Below are 15,183 nucleotides of genomic sequence, written 5' to 3'. Positions count from 1 at the left end.
GGACCGGCGCCGGGCCCGGACGCGTCACGCGTCACCCATGACCAGGCCCTCGATGGTGTGCTTCTGGACGATGGGGGTCAGCTCCTCCACCACCGGGCAGTGCAGATGGGCCCGGACCCGCCCGGGCAGGGAGGCCCAGTAGGCACGGGTGACGGCCATGTCGTGCTGGGCGTCGTTCCCCGCGCCCGGGGCGTCGACGCCCAGCACGAGGACCGGCCGGGAGTCCGTCGAGCGGTTGGCCGTGCCCCGGTGGACCGTCAGCGCGGAGCGGGCCGAGATGTCCCCGCGCCGGGGGTACTTGCGCTCGGCCAGCCCCCCGTAGCGCGCGTAGGTGTCGCGGGGCGGGAACATCGCGTGGCCGAAGCGTGCGTCGTCGTCCCACTGGGTGCCCGGCGCGATCTCGAAGGGGCCCATGTCCTCGCGGGTGTCCACGGCGGTGAGGTTGAACGCGAGGGACGTCAGCCGGCGGCGGTGCCGGGTCTCGTCCGGCATGGGGAAGTCCCGGTGCCAGGGCTGGTTCACCGCGCCGGCCAACGGGACGTCGAAGCCCAGCTCGACGACGCGGTAGTCGGGTCCCAGTACCGCCTCGCACACTCCTCGCACCCAGGGATGGTCCACGAGTTCGACGAAACCACGCAGCTGCTCGGGGTGGATCTCGACGTAGTAACGGTGGGGCCCCCGGCCCACGGCCCCGCCCTCCCGGCCGCGTGCCTCGGCGAAGGCCGTCTCGATGTCCTCGCTCATCACGTCGGCCCACTGCGGGGTGAAGGCGCCCCGGCGGGCGGTGATGCCTGCCGTGTACAGGTCCTGGACGGCCTCTTCGAGGGGCGGGGCGAGGGCGGCTTCGGGCATGACGGTGGTCCCTTCGTCGACGGGTCGCACGGTCGGCCGTCCCGCGACGGCGAGGTACTCCTCGTCCGCGGGCCTGCCGACGCACCCATGTTGCAACGTTGCAGGCAACGTGGCAAGAGTGTGCGCGCACCGGGGTTCGGCAGGGCTGTTACGGTGCACGGGGCACGGTCCGCCGACCGCCCCGGCGCACCCAGGGACAGGAGCTCACCGACCGTGGCAGCGAGACTCAAGGACGTCGCCGCACTCGCCGGCGTGTCCGTCCGGACCGTCTCCAACGTGGTGAGCAACGCCGCGGCCGTCGCCCCGGCGACGCGCGCCCGGGTCATGGCGGCGGTGGAGGAGCTGGGATACCGCCCCAATCTCGCCGCCCGCAACCTCCGGCAGGGGCGCACGGGGCTCATCGGGGTGGTCGTTCCCGAGATCCACTCCCCCCACTTCGGCGCCCTGGCGGGTCTCCTCATCGACGCCGCGCGGGAGCGCGGCTGGACGGTGCTCCTGGAGCGGACCGGGGGACGCCCGGATCTGGAACGGCGCCTGCTGGACGGTTCGGAGGGGCACCAGGTCGACGGGATGATCGTCAGTCCGTGGTCGACGTCCCCGGCCGAACTGGCCTCGCTCGCCGGGGGTCTGCCGCTCGTCGTCCTGGGCGAGCTGGCGCCGGACGGGTCCATCGACCACGTTGCCCTGGACAACGTGGCGGCGGCGCGGGACGCCGCCCGCCATCTCGTCGCGGGTGGCCGCCGGCGTGTCGCGGCGATCGGCCTGCAGTCGGGGCTCGGCCACGGCACGGCCGAACTGCGCGCCGAGGGTTTCCGGGAGGGGCTGCGGGAGGCCGGCCTGTCCCCGGTGGCCGAGGTGGAGGTGGCCGATCTGCACCGCGGGGAGGGCGCGCGGGCCCTTCGTGAACTGCTGCGCCGGTCCGGGCGCCCCGACGCGGTCTTCTGCTTCAGCGACGAACTCGCCCTCGGCGCCCTGCGCGTGGCGGCCGAGGAGGGCGTGCGCGTGCCGGAGGACCTGGCGCTCATGGGCTTCGACGACATCGAGGACGGCCGCTTCGCCACCCCGTCCCTCACCACGATCGCCCCGGACCGGGAGCAGATCGCCGAGCGCGCCGTGCAGTGCCTCACCGAGCGCGTCCTGGGCCGGCTCGAGGCGCTGCCCGGCCGCCGGATCGTGGTCCCGCACCGCGTGCTGACACGGGAGAGCACCGGCCCCGCGATCTCTCCGGACACGGGAAACCACCTCTGAGCATCACATCGGCGGTGCGGCGGCCTCCAGTTCGGCGGCGGAGCCGGCCATGATCGTGCGCACGTGCCGGGTGATGTGCTCCAGGGGCCAGTCCCACCAGGCGGCCCGCAGCAGCCGCTCGATGTCCTCGTCCCCGTGACGACGGCGGATGAGGCGGGCAGGATTGCCGCCCACCACTCCGTAGTCGGGCACGTCGTCCACGACCACGGCGCCGGAGGCGATGATCGCGCCGTGCCCGATCCTCACGCCGGGCATCACCGTCGACCGGTACCCGAACCACACGTCGTTGCCGACGACGGTGTCACCGCGACCGGGCAGGCCGGTGATCAGGTCGAAGTGCTCCGCCCACGAGCCGCCCATGATCGGGAACGGGAAGGTGGACGCGCCGTCCATACGGTGGTTGGCGCCGTTCATGATGAACCGCACCCCTTCACCCAGGGCGCAGAACTTCCCGATGACCAGCTTCTCCGGCCCGTAGTGGTAGAGCACGTTGCGGGTCTCGAACGCGGTCGGCTCGTCGGGGTCGTCGTAGTACGAGAAGTCACCGACCTCGATGAGCGGGGAGGTGACGAGGGGTTTGAGCAGCACGACCCGTGGCTGCTCGGGCATGGGGTGCACCACGTTCGGGTCGGCCGGTACCAGGGGCATCGCTCGGTGTTCCTTCCTCGGGGTGTGTCCGCGGCGGGCCCGGGATCCGGCCCCGGCCACGGGGTTTCCGTACCGCGCCGGGGCGTCGCCCCGGCGGTCCGGTGTCAGTGCACGGTCCGCCGGACCCGCCGGTCGGCCGTCAGCGGCTTCCCCTCCAGGTTGCAGCTCCACGAGACGGTCGGGGTGATCTTCATGCAGGGCGCCGTTCCGGACGGCGTCCGCCGCTCGACCAGTTCGGCCACTCCGTAGATCCGCAGGTAGCGCGGCGCCCACGGGTCGGTGGTGACCACGTCGTCGATGACGATCGCGATCTTGTCGTTGCCGGCCCGTACATTGCGGAACTTGCGGGTCCTGACGGGATCGCCACCGCCCACGAACAGGTGTGTCCCGTCGAACTCGAACCCCACCGGGGAGACGTCCGGCTGCCCGTCCGGCGCCGCCGTCGAGATCCGGGCAAGTCGCTGCGACGCCATGTAGGCGATCTCTTCCTCACTGAACGACGGCACGGCTGCGTCCCTCCACCTCGTCAAAGAGCCCTCTCGCCGCAGGGAACCGGCGCACGTCCGTACACGATCGCGGACCCGGGGGGACGGAGCAAGATCGGAATGCGAAAGTATGGATGAGCCCAGCTAATGACGGAGGCGCCGGTGGAGCGGCATGAGATCGAGGCGTTCCTGGCGCTGGCTGAGGAACTGCACTTCGGGCGTACGGGTGCACGGCTGGGCGTGTCGCAGGGCAGGGTCAGCCAGACCATCAAGGGCATCGAACGTCGCATCGGCGCGCCCCTCTTCGACCGCTCCAGCCGTCGGGTCGCCCTCACCTCGCTTGGCCGGCAACTGCGCACCGAGCTGGAACCGCACCACCGGGGGATCCAGGAGGCGATCAGCCGCGCCACCGAGACCGCCCGCGGCCTCACGGGCCGGCTGGCAGTCGGCTACACCGCCGCCTGGAACGGCAGCCTCCTCCTCAGGGCCGTCGACCGGCTGCGCACGCGTCACCCCGAGTGCTCGGTGGAGATCCTGGAGGACTCCTACGGCGCCACCTCACGGTCACTCCGCTCGGGCAGGGTCGACCTGCATCTGGCCGAGCTTCCCGTCGAGGAGCCCGGCATCACCGTGGGGCCGACCGTGTGCACGGCGCCGCGCGCGCTCGCGGTCCCGGCGGATCATCCTCTGGCCACGCGCGACACGGTCGGCCTGGAGGACCTCACGCTGGCGCCGCTGATCAGACCCGCCGGCATGTCACAGGTCTTCCTCGACGCCCATTTCCCGCAGCACACGCCCGGTGGCCGCCCTGTTCCTCCCGGCCCGGTCGCCGCGAGCTGGCAGGACTTCCTCACGCTGGTGGGATCGGGCAGGGGTGTCACTCCCACCTGCACCCTGGCAGCCGCCTTCTACGCCCGTCGGGACGTCGTCTACGTCCCGTTCCGCGACGCCCCACCGATCCGCTACGCCCTGCTCTGGCCCACCCGCACGGCCGGCGCGAAGGTCCATGCCTTCGCCCGCGCCGTCACCGACGTCGCCGCGGCCGGGTGAGGCGCACGCACGGCAACGGCAACGGCCGGAGCTCCCGGCGGCGCGGCCTGTGCGCGCGCCGCCGGGAGCGGTCCTGCGGGGGTGCTGCTTACGGCTGTTCGCCGTCGTGGAGCGCGGTCACCTCCTGGTCGGAGAGCGCCTTGTCGTAGACCTTCACCTGGTCGACCGAACCGTTCCAGAAGTCGACGTTGCCGCCCGACCACTTGGCACGGCCGACGGACAGCGCGCCGGTGCTCACGTCGGCGCTGCCGGCGGCCGCCGTGGAGGCGAGTTCGCCGTCGACGTAGAGCTTGATCTCGTCGCCGCTGCGGACACCGACGAGGTGGTACCAGTGGCCCAGCTCGGGCTTGATCTCCAGCCGGGCGCGGTGGCCGCCGGGGGTGGAGAAGGCGAACGCGCCCTGCCCGTACTGCAGGTAGAACGGGTTCTCCTGGCGCCGGCCGTCCTGGCTGACGACGGTGGCGTAGTTCCCGGGCAGCGCGTCCAGCGACGCCCAGGCCGAGACGGTGTAGTCACCGGTGGTGTCGACGACCGGGCCGTCGGTCTGCGCGTACTGGCCCTGGCCGTCGAACTTCAGCGCCGAGCCCTTGACGCCAGGCGCCCAGGACGTGCCCTCGGAGAGCGTGAGGTCCTTGTGGTTGGGGCCGCTGTCGGCGGCCTCGGTGCCCTTGTTCTCATCGAGCGACCACGCACCGCCGCCCTTGATCTCGTCGCGCTCACCCGCGGCGGCGCCGGCGGCGATGACCTCCTGGTTGATCTTCCGCACCTTGGCGGGATCGACCTTGATCTCCCGGCGGTCGTACGTCCAGAGGCCGTTGAGCTCGTTCTCCAGGTCGGTCACCTGGGTGTAGATCGAGCCGGAGAGCTCGGCGCGGGCCGCGTCCAGGTAGTACGTGCGGGTGTTGTCGACGTACTTCGCTGTCAGGGCGTCCTTGTCCGCGACACCGCTGTAGATCGCGGTCGGGGCACCGGGCCACATGCGGCCGGGGATCCGCAGGGTGAAGCCGCCGTGCTCACCGTCCATCGCGGCGCGCTTCTCGTCGGGGAAGGCCGGGTCGGTGTTGTTGTAGTCGTGGTGGTCGATGATGTCGCCCTTGCCGGAGTCACCCTTCGAGTTGCAGCAGTTGACACCGCTGTGGGCGTTGACGACGCGCGAGGGGTCGGCGGCCTGGACCCTCTCGGTGATCTTGCCGGTCTCGGTGCGGTCCCATTCGCCCCAGCCCTCGTTGAAGACGATCCAGGCACCGATCGACGGGTAGTTGTGCAGCTGCTCCATCATCTCGGCGCCCTGGTCGAGGAAGGCCTTCTGGCCCTTCTCGCCGGTGATGTTGCCGGAGACGAAGTCCTGCCACACCAGGAGACCCAGCTGGTCGGCGTGGTAGTACCAGCGGGCGGGCTCGACCTTGATGTGCTTGCGGACCGAGTTGAAGCCGAGGTCCTTCTGCGCCTTCAGGTCGAAGACCAGGGCCTTGTCGCTGGGCGCCGTGTTCAGACCGTCGGGGTAGAAGCCCTGGTCGAGCTGGGCGAGGGAGAAGAACGGCTTCCCGTTGAGCACCAGCTTCTGGTAGCCGCCGACCTCGGCGACACCGAAGGAGCGCATCCCGAAGTAGCTGTCGACGGTGTCCTTGGAGCGCCCGTCCTTGAGGGTGACCTCGAGGTCGTACAGGTAGGGGTCGTCCGGCGTCCACAGGTGCTGCTTGGCGACCGGGAGGCTCAGCTCGCCGTTGGCGGGACCGGTGACGGTGCCGACGACCTTGCCCTTCTTGTCACGTGCCACGGCCGTGACCTTGGCGGACTTCGAGGCGCCCTCGGAGTTGACCGTGACCGCGAGCCGGCCCTTGTCGATGTCCGGCGTGGTCTTCAGGGAGTCGACCGCGGCGGGCGCGACGGGCTCCATCCAGACGGTCTGCCAGATACCGGAGGAGGCGGTGTAGAAGATGCCGCTCGGGTTCGCGGACTGCTTGCCCGTGGGCTGGTCGGCTCCGGTGGTGTCGGTGACCGCGACGACCACCTCCTGGGGGCCGGTGCCCTTGAGCGCGTCGGTGATGTCGGCGCTGAAGGCGGTGTAGCCGCCGGTGTGCTCGGCGACCTGCTTGCCGTTGACCCAGACCCGCGCGTGGTAGTCGACGGCGCCGAAGTTGAGCTTCAGCCGCTCGTCGCTGCCCCGCTTGCCGACCGACCAGCTCTTGGGCACGGTGACGAGCTTGCGGTAGAACATGTGGTCTTCGTGGCGCTCGAGCCCGGAGAGCTGGGACTCGACGGGGTAGGGCACGGTGATGCGCTCGTCGAGCGACTTGCCGAAGACCGGCTGCTCACCGGCGGCGGCTCCCGCGAACTCCCACTGGCCGTTGAGGTTCTTCCAGTCGTCGCGGACCTGCTGCGGCCGGGGGTACTCGGGCAGCGGGTTCTTGCGGTCGACCTTGTCGCCCCACGGGGTGGTCAGACGGTGCGTGGAGAGGTTCTTCGCCCTGCGGCTGATCTCCGGGACGGTCTCGTCGCCGTTCTTCAGGCCGCCCTTGCCGTCGTACGCGATCCGGACCTGCTGGCCCTTCTGGACGGCCGCGTCCAGCGTGACCACGAGCGCCTTGCGGTTGTCCGACGCCCTGGCGACGGACTTCACGGGCATCGGCGTGGTGTCCGCCTCGACCGTGAGGTGGTCCTTCACGTCCGTGATGCCGCTGAGCTCGTGGTCGAAGGTCGCCTGCACCTGGAGGCCGTTCCCGGCGACGCTCAGCGCGACCGGGTACACCTCGAAGTCGGCGGGCGGGGTGAAAGCGGACTCGGGCACGATCTGCTTGGCCAGCTTCGCGCTGGACCAGCGCAGGAACATGTTCGCCCCGCCGACGTCCTGGAACATCTCCAGCCGGAACGTGTGCTGCTCTCCGGCCTTCAGGGAGACCGGAGCGCTGGTCTGCTCCTTGTCCCAGTCCGGCACCCAGTGGTCGATGACCGGCTTGTCGTCGATGAAGAGCCGGAAGCCGTTGTCGCCGATGGCGGAGAAGGTGTAGTCACCGGTCTCGGGGGCCGCGATCTGCCCCGTCCAGCGGGCGGTCGTGTGCTCGGTCCTGCCGGTGGCCGACTCGAACGCCCCGGTCAGTCCGGGGAAGTTGATCTCCGGGTCGAGCGCGGTCGCGCCGAGTTCGGCGAAGTCACGGGCGCCCGGCGCGGACATGGCGAAGTACTCGCCCTTGAGTCCGTGCGGCTCGGTGGACGGGTCGTCCTTCACGAACGCCGAGGCTGCGGCGGCCCCGTCGGCGGGAGCGGCGGCGGGAGCGGCGGCCGCGGCCGTCGGGACCAGCGTGGCCCCGACGGGAAGCAGCAGCGCCGCCGTACAGGCGAGCGTTCTGAAAAGCGTGCGGGGGCGGGCTAGTTGTCGTATCAAGGCGTCGTCCTCGTCGAAGAAGCCGAAGTGCTCCGAACCGCGAAGCACTGCACATAGTCGAACATTGAGCCACAGCCTCAAACAGCTGACAACGGTCGTGCACGCAGAATTTTCAACGATAGAAAAACGAGACCTCATCCGGGCCCCGCACCGGAGGCGCGGGGCCCGGTGGGCGGCGTCACACCGCCCACCGGGCCCCGCCACGGCCACAGTCGGGGATTTACCGCGGAAGACCCGCAGGTCCCGTGGCCCAGGACGTGTTCGGCCCCTCGGCCAGCCGGTAGGTCAGCGACCCTCCTCGGGTGGCCAGCCGGGCGTCCACCCAGGACCTGTCGACCGCCCGCCCGTCCACCGTCACGGCGTCGATGTACGGATGTGTCGCATCGGCGGCCGGGGCGCTGATCCGGATGTCCCCGCCCTGGGACCGCTTCAGCACCGCGGACGGGAAGAGCGGTGTTCCGAGCAGCATGGTGGCGCTGCCCGGGGTCTGCGGGTAGAGGCCGAGCGCCGAGAAGACGTACCAGGCCGACATCGTGCCGAGGTCGTCGTTGCCGGGCAGGCCGCGCGGTCCGGTGCCGTAGACCGTGTTCACGATCTCGCGTACGGTCTCCTGGGTCTTCCAGGGTCGGCCGAGCGCGTTGTAGAGCCAAGGGGCGTGGATGCCCGGCTCGTTGGTGGGGTCGTAGCGCAGCGCGTCCCCACCCTTGACCGACCAGGAGCCGTCCGCCTTGTGGAAGAAGGCGTCGAGGCGCTCCGCCGCCGTCTCACGGCCGCCCATGGCCTCGGCCAGCCCCTGCACGTCCTGCGGGACCATCCAGGTGTAGGTGGCGCTGGTGCCCTGCGCGAAGCCCTTGTCACTGCCGGGGCTGAAGGGCGTCACCCAGGAGCCGTCGAGGTTGCGCGCCTGGATGTAGCCGGTGGTCCCTGCGCCGTCTCCGGCCGCGGGGTTGAAGACGTTGCGCCACCAGAGGCCGCGCTCCTCGAAGGCGTCGGCCTCCTCGTCGCGTCCGAGCAGCCGGGCCCAGCGGCCGAGCGCGTCGTCGGCGACCGCGTCCTCCAAGGTCTCGGCGGCGCCGCCCCAGCAGTGGCAGACGTCCTGCGGCGCGTAGTGGGATTCCAGGTACTGGGCGAGGTTGGGCCGCTGACCGGTGCACTGGCCGGGGCATCCCGCGTCGGAGAGGCCGTCCGGGTGGGGCACCGTGGCCTGGCGCGCCAGGGACTCGAAGGCGCCCTCGTAGTCGAAGTTGCGTACCCCCATCGCGTAGAACGTGGCGAGCGTGGCGGCGGTCGGGTCCCCCGTCATCACGTGCGTGGCGCCGTTGACGTGCACCCAGCGGTCCCAGACGCCGCCGTTCTGCCGGGCGAAGTTGTACAGGGACTGGGCGAAGTCCCCCGCGATCCTGGGCTTGAGGAGGGCGAGGAGCTGGATCTGGGCGCGGTACTGGTCCCACCCGGAGAAGTTGCTGTACTGGGCCCTCTGGCCGCCCGTCACACGGTGCGGTCTCCCGTCCATGCCGGGGTACCGGCCGTCGGTGTCGCTGATCAGATTCGGCTGCGTCAGTGAGTGGTACAGCGCGGTGTAGAAGGTGGTGCGCTGCGCGTCACTTCCGCCACCGACGCGCGCGGAGGTGAGCTCGCGGTCCCAGGCGGCCGATCCGGCGCGGGCCACGTCGTCGACGCTCGCCCTCGGCGCGATCTCCTTGCGGAGGTTGGCCTCGGCGCCCGCCTGACTCACGTAGGAGATCCCGATCCGCATGCGCACGTCGTCGTCGGCCGCGGTGTCGAAGCGGACCCAGCCTCCGGATCCCCGGCCGGCGCGGTCCGCACCCGTGGCGTACCCCTCACCACCGCCTCCGCTCGTGGAACCGGGTGCGAGGGTGCCGTCGCGCCAGGTTCCCGTGGTGGCGAAGTCACGGTCGAAGGACGCGCTGAAGTAGAGGCGGTAGTAGCTCTTGCGGTTGTTGGTGCCGCCGTTGGCGCGCCGGCCGCAGAACGCCCCGGTGAGCACCGAACCGGTCACCTTGCGGTGCGCGGTGTCGATCTCGATCTCGGCGTCCTCGCTGCCGTTCAGGGAGTTGGACACGCGGAAGAGCAGGTTGGCGGGCTTGTCCGCCGGGAAGCTGAAGTCGGCCACGCCCGCGCGCTCGCTCACGGCCAGGTCGGCGGTGGCGCCCGAGTCCAGGCCGACGGTGTAACGACCGGGCACGGCACGCTCGTCGGCGTGCGAGAAGCCGGAGGCGTAGACCGCGTCCTTGGTGTCGGCGGACGGCGAGGAGGTGACGTCCCCGACGAAGGGCATGACGGGCACGTCACCCGCGGCACCGGGGTTGCATCCGGCTCCGTTGACATGGGTGAGGCTGAGGCCGCGCATGCGCGTCACACCGTACTCGTAGCCGTTGGCCGCCCCGGTGCTCGTCTGGTCGCCCGTGGTGCTGGTCGGCGACCAGGCGATCATGCCGTACGGGCGGACCGCTCCGGGATAGGTGTTGCCGCCGTTCGCCGTACCGATCATCGGGTCCACGTAGGCGGTGGGACGCGTGACGAGCGCATCGGCCTGGGCGGCCGGTGGCAGAACGGCGCCGGCGAGGGTGCCGGTGAGGACGATCGCGGCGGCCCGTGCGGCGAGACGCCGGGTCGCGGACGGTCTGGAGGGCATGTTCTCGGATACCTCCGACAGAGGGACAACGTTGTCAACAGTGCTCTGAACACGGTGCGGACGGCGTTGATCGGTGCGCCGCCGAGCGTAGGTCCCCACGGCGTGCGAGGGAATGCCGCGGACCGATCCGGCCGGTGAACGCGTCGTGAACGGGCCCGCGGAGCCCGGGCCCGCCGAGCGAGCGGGCCCCGTCGGCAGTCGTATCACGCCGCGGACTCCGTCCCCCTGACACCATGACAACTGCCGCGCACCAGCACCGCACCGCACCGCACCGCCACAGGGGAGCACCATGATCCGCTGGATGTACGCCTTCATCGACCGCCCCGTTGCGGCGGCCGCCACCGCCACCGCCTTCTGGAGCGCGGTCACGGGCACGCGCGCCTCCGAACCGTGGGGCGGACAGGGTGAGTTCACCACGCTCCTCGCCGACGGGGCCGACGCCTGCCTCGCCGTGCAGACCGTCGGGGGACGCGGCGGCCTGCACCCGGATCTCGCGGTGGAGGACGCACCCGCGTTCACGGCGCGTGCGTCGGAGCTGGGTGCCGTGGTGGTCGGCCGGCGGCCCGAGCTGTCGGTACTCCGCTCCCCCGGTGGCCAGGCCTTCTGCGTGGTGCCCTGGCGGGGCCGGCTGGACCGGCCGCCGGTCGTCACCCACCCGGGCGGATTCACGAGCCGGCTGGACCAGATCTGCCTGGACGTCCCGCCGGCGGTCTTCGCGGCCGAGCTCGCGTTCTGGACGACGCTGACGGGCTGGGACGCCGCTCCCGGCGTCCACCGCGAGTTCCACACACTCCGCCCGCCCCTCGACGTACCCGTGCACCTGCTCCTCCAGCGCCTGGACGAGCAGCGCCCCGCATCGGCGCATCCGGACGTCGCCTGCTCGGACCTCGTCGCCGGCCGGGCACTGCACGAACGCTTGGGCGCCGCGTTCGTACGCGACGGGGACGGCTGGACGGTCATGCGGGACCCTGTCGGCGGCGTCTACTGCCTCACGGGCCGCGATCCCGTCACGGGCCGGTAGCGGCGGCTCGCCGCCGGGCCGCGCCACCGCGGTTCCCGGCCCCGGGCCCGCACTCGCCGGGCGCCGCCGCCGGGCGGCATCGGGCGGGTGTGAGCGGGCCGCGCCCGTGGCGCGGCCCGCCCGGGCTCTACGGCGTGGTGATGCTCGGCCGGGGTGGGGTCGCCATCCCGCTGCCGATCGCGAAGCTGGGGTGCGGGGGCTGGTTGTAGGCGGTGTTCTGCCAGGCCAGCGCGGTCCGGTACATGGTGTCGTGGAGCAGTGTGGTGATCTTCGTGCCGGTCTCGACCGGCGTGGAGTAGATCCGCAGCGCCGTGTTGTTGGTGGTCGGCCAGACGACCTCCTCGCGCCAGTCGCCGAAGAGGTCACCGGAGATCGCGGGCGTGGCCTTGGTGCCGTTGTCGGAGTGGACCGAGGCCCCGGTCAGCAGACGGGTGTCCGAGGAGGTGCCGTACTTGTCGATGTGGGTGCCGTCGAGGAGTTCGCGGGTCGTGTCGCCGTCCCACCAGGACAGGAAGTTGGAGCTGCTGGGCTTGCGGGTGGCGACCACGTCGCCCTTCGGGCCGCGTACGCCGGAGACCGCCGACGACCAGGACTCGGCACCGGCGCTGCCGGACCAGATGTCGCCGGAGACACCGCGCCCGTTGTCCCCGCTCGCCGGCGTGGACCAGAGGATCTGCCCGGTTCTCGCGTCCGCCATCCATGAGGACGGCTTCGAGCTGTCCTCGTCGACCTTGAACTCCTCGAGGCCCGCCCTGGACGGATCGAGGTCCCCGACGTGCATGGCGTCGCCGTGGCCGTTCTTCGTGGTCCACAGTCCGCTGCCGTTGTCGTCCACGGCCATGGCGCCGTAGACGATCTCGTCCTTGCCGTCGCCGTCGGCGTCGGCGACGGACAGCTGGTGGTTGCCCTGGCCGTCGTATCCCTTGCCGGAGTTCGTCGAGCTGTTGGTGTCGAAGGTCCAGCGCCGGGTGAAGGCACCGCCCCGCCAGTCCCAGGCGGCGATGACACTGCGCGTGTAGTAGCCGCGCGCCATGATCAGGGACGGCCTGGAGCCGTCCAGATAGGCCGTGCCGGCCAGGAAGCGGTCGACCCGGTTGCCGTAGGAGTCGCCCCATGAGGACACCGTGCCGCGCGCGGGGACGTAGTCGACGGTGCCCATCGCCGCGCCGGTCCTCCCGTTGAACATCGTCAGGAACTCGGGTCCCGACAGGATGTATCCGGAGGAGTTGCGGTAGTCGGCGGAGGAGCTGCCGATCACCTTGCCGGTGCCGTCCACGCTGCCGTCGGCGGTCTTCATGGCCACCTCGGCCTGACCGTCGCCGTCGTAGTCGTACACCTGGAACTGGGTGTAGTGGGCGCCGGAGCGGATGTTGCGCCCGAGGTCGACCCGCCAGAGCCGGGTGCCGTCGAGCTTGATCCCGTCGACGATCGTGTTGCCCGTGTAGCCGGACTGGGAGTTGTCCTTGGCGTTGGTGGGCTGCCACTTGAGTACGAAGTCGAGGGCGCCGTCGCCGTCCAGGTCGCCGACGGAGGCGTCGTTGGCCTCGTAGGTGTAGGCGACCCCGTCAGGTGTCGTCCCGCCGCCGGGCGGGCTGATGGGTACGTCCTTGTATCCGGCGCGGAACTGGATCGCGTGCACGGAGTCGCCCTGTTCCACCCCGGCGACGACCGCGCGGACCGTGTAGTCGGCGGTGGCGGGCGCACCGGAGTGGAAGTAGTTCGTCGAGGCGGTGACCGGTGAGGTGTTGACCTTGGTACCGGCCCGGTAGACGTTGAACGACACGTTGTCGGGGTCGGTGCCCAGCCAGCGCCAGCTGACGAGGTTGCCGCTGTCGGTGGGGACGCTCACGACGCCGCGGTCCAGCGCCTCGGCCTGGCGTGCGGTGGCAGCCTGGGAGACCGGGCCGAGTGCGACGAGTCCGCCGGCGGCGAGCAGCCCTGCCGCCAGAGCGCCGGCCAGCGCGCGGGTACGGGTGGTACGGCGTCTGCGGCGGGGGCGGGAGTCGGGGTGGGGAAGCAGAGGCTCCACGAGAGGCACCTTCTGGCAGGGGACGGCTTACGCCCCCTCAGTTGCCGCCGGAAGCCGAAAGGTTGCCCCCGGGTTCCGTTCCGGTCGCGGTCCGCTTCCCCCGCCCCGCGCCGGCCGCGTGCGCCGCGGTGTGCAGCGAGCGCAGCGCGAGCAGCAGGAAGCCGATGTCGTCGAGGTAGACGGGGTCCGGCAGCAGGTCGACGGGAGACACCGTGTAGATCAAGGCCGCCCACACGAGCGCCTTGTTGTGCAGCGGGACGCCCGCGTCGACGAGCAGCTTCCTGGCCCGGATCACGCGGACCAGCAGGACGGCGGCGGCAACCGCCGTGAGCAGGACCGCGACCGCGCCGACGACGAGCCAGACCGAGGTGTCCACGGCTCACCGTCTTCTCTTGTGGCGTCGGGCGCCGGGGGAGGTCATCCGTGGCTCCTGGCCTGCTGCCGGGCGCGGCGGCGCTTCAGGGCACGGCGTTCGTTCTCGTCCATGCCTCCCCACACGCCGGAGTCCTGTCCGTTCTCCAGGGCCCATTCCAGGCACGGTTCCCGCACGGGGCAGGTCCCGCAGACGGCCTTGGCCTCCTCGGCCTGTACGAGCGCGGGGCCGGTGCTGCCGATCGGGAAGAACAGGTCGGGGTCCTCTTCGCGGCACGCCGCGTGCATGCGCCAGTTGTCCATGACTCTCACTCCTTCTCACAGGGAACGGTCCGTCGGTCTCCGCTGAATTCCGCTTCCTTTCCGGGTTCCGTATGTGCGCGTGACCGTCATCCGGCATTCGAAACCACAACGGGCCCGGCTCCTTCGGAGGTTCCCGCCCTGCGGGTGCCTCACGGAAGGGGCGAACCCGGGTGCGGCGCCCTCGCGCACGCGCCGTCGAGCCTGATGCGGTAGTCCGTGACGGCGGCCGGTTCGCCGATGACGTCCACCCGCGCACCGGGGGTCTCCAGGACCGCCCGGTCGCCGATCTCCGGGGCCGGGACGCGCAGCAGGTGCAGCGGCGGGACGCCGGTCATGGGGTGCGGCGGGAAGTCGAGCGGTACCACCTGGACAGTGAGGTGCTGCCGGTGTACGGCCTCCTCCAGCACCGTCCGCTGTTCGGCCATCACCGCGGGGCCGCCGACCGTCGTGTGGAGGGCGGCTGCGGGGAACAGGGCCCAGAGGGCCGCGCCGCGCTCCCCCAGTCGGCGCTGCCGCTCCGCCAGCAGTTCGATGTGCCGGTCGAGCCTCGGTGGCGGATCCGCGGTCAGGGTCCGGCGCAGGGCCGCCTCGTAGGCCGGGACGCGCAGCAGTTCGGGGACGAGCGCGGGATGCCAGGTCCGCACGAGCGCGGCGGAGGACTCGATGCCGATGACTTCCTGCTGCCACGGCTCCATCGTGTCCCGCCACCGGTGCCACCAGCCGGGCAGGTTCGCGGCCGCGAGTCCCGTCATGATCGGCTCCGCCTCCGCGGCGGACACCGCGTAGCGCTCCAGGAGAACGCGGACCTGATGGGCGTCGAGCCCGGTCTCGGCACGCTCGATGCGCCGGACCGTCGCGGGGTGGGCACCCAGTGCCACAGCCGCTGCCTGGAGACTGATGCCCGCGCGTTCCCGCAGGATGCGCATGCGCTCCGCCAGGACGCGGTGCTCGACGGTGGGGCCTGACCGGGGCCTCATCCACCCGCCCTCCTCGCACGCTCGGACAGATGCTGATTCCGGGGCTGTGAGCCCCGATCAGGAACCATCCTGACATTCTGCCCCTTGCAAAGTATGCAATTTGCACGGAGAGTACGTACATGTCGGAAATAGTTACGTGCGCGCGTCCGGCCCCGTCGGG

At 71.3% G+C, this 15,183-nt stretch carries 12 protein-coding genes; 3 read left to right on the top strand and 9 right to left on the bottom strand.

Going from position 1 to position 15,183, the window contains the following annotated elements; all coding sequences use genetic code 11:
* Positions 1–24: 24 nt before the first annotated feature.
* On the bottom strand, positions 25–852 hold the full coding sequence (locus LWJ43_RS30750; RefSeq protein ID WP_277336038.1) for a phytanoyl-CoA dioxygenase family protein: 828 nt from the start codon (positions 850–852) through the stop codon (positions 25–27).
* 213 nt (positions 853–1,065) lie between these two features.
* Between LWJ43_RS30750 and LWJ43_RS30745 the strand changes: the two genes are divergently transcribed.
* On the top strand, positions 1,066–2,100 hold the full coding sequence (locus tag LWJ43_RS30745) for a LacI family DNA-binding transcriptional regulator (protein WP_277335439.1): 1,035 nt from the start codon (positions 1,066–1,068) through the stop codon (positions 2,098–2,100).
* Positions 2,101–2,103: 3 nt separating this feature from the next.
* On the opposite strand, the gene LWJ43_RS30740 is transcribed toward LWJ43_RS30745, so the two are convergent.
* Together LWJ43_RS30740 and LWJ43_RS30735 are read right to left on the bottom strand one after the other, a co-directional pair.
* Positions 2,104–2,748: a CatB-related O-acetyltransferase gene (locus tag LWJ43_RS30740; protein ID WP_277335438.1), complete on the bottom strand. Its 645-nt coding sequence runs from the start codon at positions 2,746–2,748 to the stop codon at positions 2,104–2,106.
* Positions 2,749–2,852: 104 nt separating this feature from the next.
* Positions 2,853–3,254, bottom strand: a complete 402-nt coding sequence (locus tag LWJ43_RS30735; protein WP_277335437.1) for a PPOX class F420-dependent oxidoreductase — start codon at positions 3,252–3,254, stop codon at positions 2,853–2,855.
* Positions 3,255–3,380: 126 nt separating this feature from the next.
* Here LWJ43_RS30735 and LWJ43_RS30730 point away from each other — a divergent pair, with 126 nt between their 5' ends.
* The gene (locus LWJ43_RS30730) at positions 3,381–4,283 is read left to right on the top strand and encodes a LysR family transcriptional regulator (RefSeq protein ID WP_277335436.1); all 903 of its coding nucleotides are present in this window, start codon (positions 3,381–3,383) and stop codon (positions 4,281–4,283) included.
* 88 nt (positions 4,284–4,371) lie between these two features.
* On the opposite strand, the gene LWJ43_RS30725 is transcribed toward LWJ43_RS30730, so the two are convergent.
* The gene (locus LWJ43_RS30725; protein WP_277335435.1) at positions 4,372–7,713 is read right to left on the bottom strand and encodes a LamG-like jellyroll fold domain-containing protein; all 3,342 of its coding nucleotides are present in this window, start codon (positions 7,711–7,713) and stop codon (positions 4,372–4,374) included.
* Between the two features lie 172 nt (positions 7,714–7,885).
* A complete protein-coding gene (locus tag LWJ43_RS30720; RefSeq protein WP_277335434.1) occupies positions 7,886–10,321 on the bottom strand; it encodes a GH92 family glycosyl hydrolase in 2,436 nt (811 codons plus the stop codon).
* A 289-nt stretch (positions 10,322–10,610) separates the two neighbouring features.
* On the opposite strand from LWJ43_RS30720, the gene LWJ43_RS30715 reads away from it, so the two are divergent.
* Positions 10,611–11,342 carry a VOC family protein gene (locus tag LWJ43_RS30715; RefSeq protein ID WP_277335433.1) on the top strand — a complete coding sequence of 244 codons (732 nt, stop codon included), beginning with the start codon at positions 10,611–10,613 and terminating at the stop codon, positions 11,340–11,342.
* A 127-nt stretch (positions 11,343–11,469) separates the two neighbouring features.
* On the opposite strand, the gene LWJ43_RS30710 is transcribed toward LWJ43_RS30715, so the two are convergent.
* The 4 genes from LWJ43_RS30710 to LWJ43_RS30695 form a co-directional block, all read right to left on the bottom strand.
* On the bottom strand, positions 11,470–13,371 hold the full coding sequence (locus LWJ43_RS30710) for a rhamnogalacturonan lyase (protein ID WP_277335432.1): 1,902 nt from the start codon (positions 13,369–13,371) through the stop codon (positions 11,470–11,472).
* Positions 13,372–13,408: 37 nt separating this feature from the next.
* A complete protein-coding gene (locus tag LWJ43_RS30705) occupies positions 13,409–13,747 on the bottom strand; it encodes a YkvA family protein (RefSeq protein ID WP_277335431.1) in 339 nt (112 codons plus the stop codon).
* 41 nt (positions 13,748–13,788) lie between these two features.
* On the bottom strand, positions 13,789–14,046 hold the full coding sequence (locus tag LWJ43_RS30700) for a WhiB family transcriptional regulator (protein WP_277335430.1): 258 nt from the start codon (positions 14,044–14,046) through the stop codon (positions 13,789–13,791).
* A 149-nt stretch (positions 14,047–14,195) separates the two neighbouring features.
* Positions 14,196–15,023 (bottom strand): helix-turn-helix domain-containing protein, encoded by an 828-nt coding sequence (locus LWJ43_RS30695; RefSeq protein ID WP_277335429.1) that lies wholly within the window; start codon positions 15,021–15,023, stop codon positions 14,196–14,198.
* Between the last annotated feature and the right edge of the window lie 160 nt (positions 15,024–15,183).

It is taken from the genome of Streptomyces sp. JH34, from assembly GCF_029428875.1.
Taxonomy (GTDB): domain Bacteria; phylum Actinomycetota; class Actinomycetes; order Streptomycetales; family Streptomycetaceae; genus Streptomyces.
Note: the sequence above shows the minus strand (reverse complement) of the source record. Positions and strands in the feature narration are given on the sequence as shown.

What these genes read in the sequence shown, in the direction of transcription:
- LWJ43_RS30750 (WP_277336038.1), bottom strand. Translation starts at nt 852, where the DNA reads ATGCCCGAAGCCGCCCTCGCCCCGCCCCTCGAAGAGGCCGTCCAGGAC.
- LWJ43_RS30740 (WP_277335438.1), bottom strand. Translation starts at nt 2,748, where the DNA reads ATGCCCCTGGTACCGGCCGACCCGAACGTGGTGCACCCCATGCCCGAG.
- LWJ43_RS30730 (WP_277335436.1), top strand. Translation starts at nt 3,381, where the DNA reads ATGACGGAGGCGCCGGTGGAGCGGCATGAGATCGAGGCGTTCCTGGCG.
- LWJ43_RS30720 (WP_277335434.1), bottom strand. Translation starts at nt 10,321, where the DNA reads ATGCCCTCCAGACCGTCCGCGACCCGGCGTCTCGCCGCACGGGCCGCC.
- LWJ43_RS30715 (WP_277335433.1), top strand. Translation starts at nt 10,611, where the DNA reads ATGATCCGCTGGATGTACGCCTTCATCGACCGCCCCGTTGCGGCGGCC.
- LWJ43_RS30700 (WP_277335430.1), bottom strand. Translation starts at nt 14,046, where the DNA reads ATGGACAACTGGCGCATGCACGCGGCGTGCCGCGAAGAGGACCCCGAC.
- LWJ43_RS30695 (WP_277335429.1), bottom strand. Translation starts at nt 15,023, where the DNA reads ATGAGGCCCCGGTCAGGCCCCACCGTCGAGCACCGCGTCCTGGCGGAG.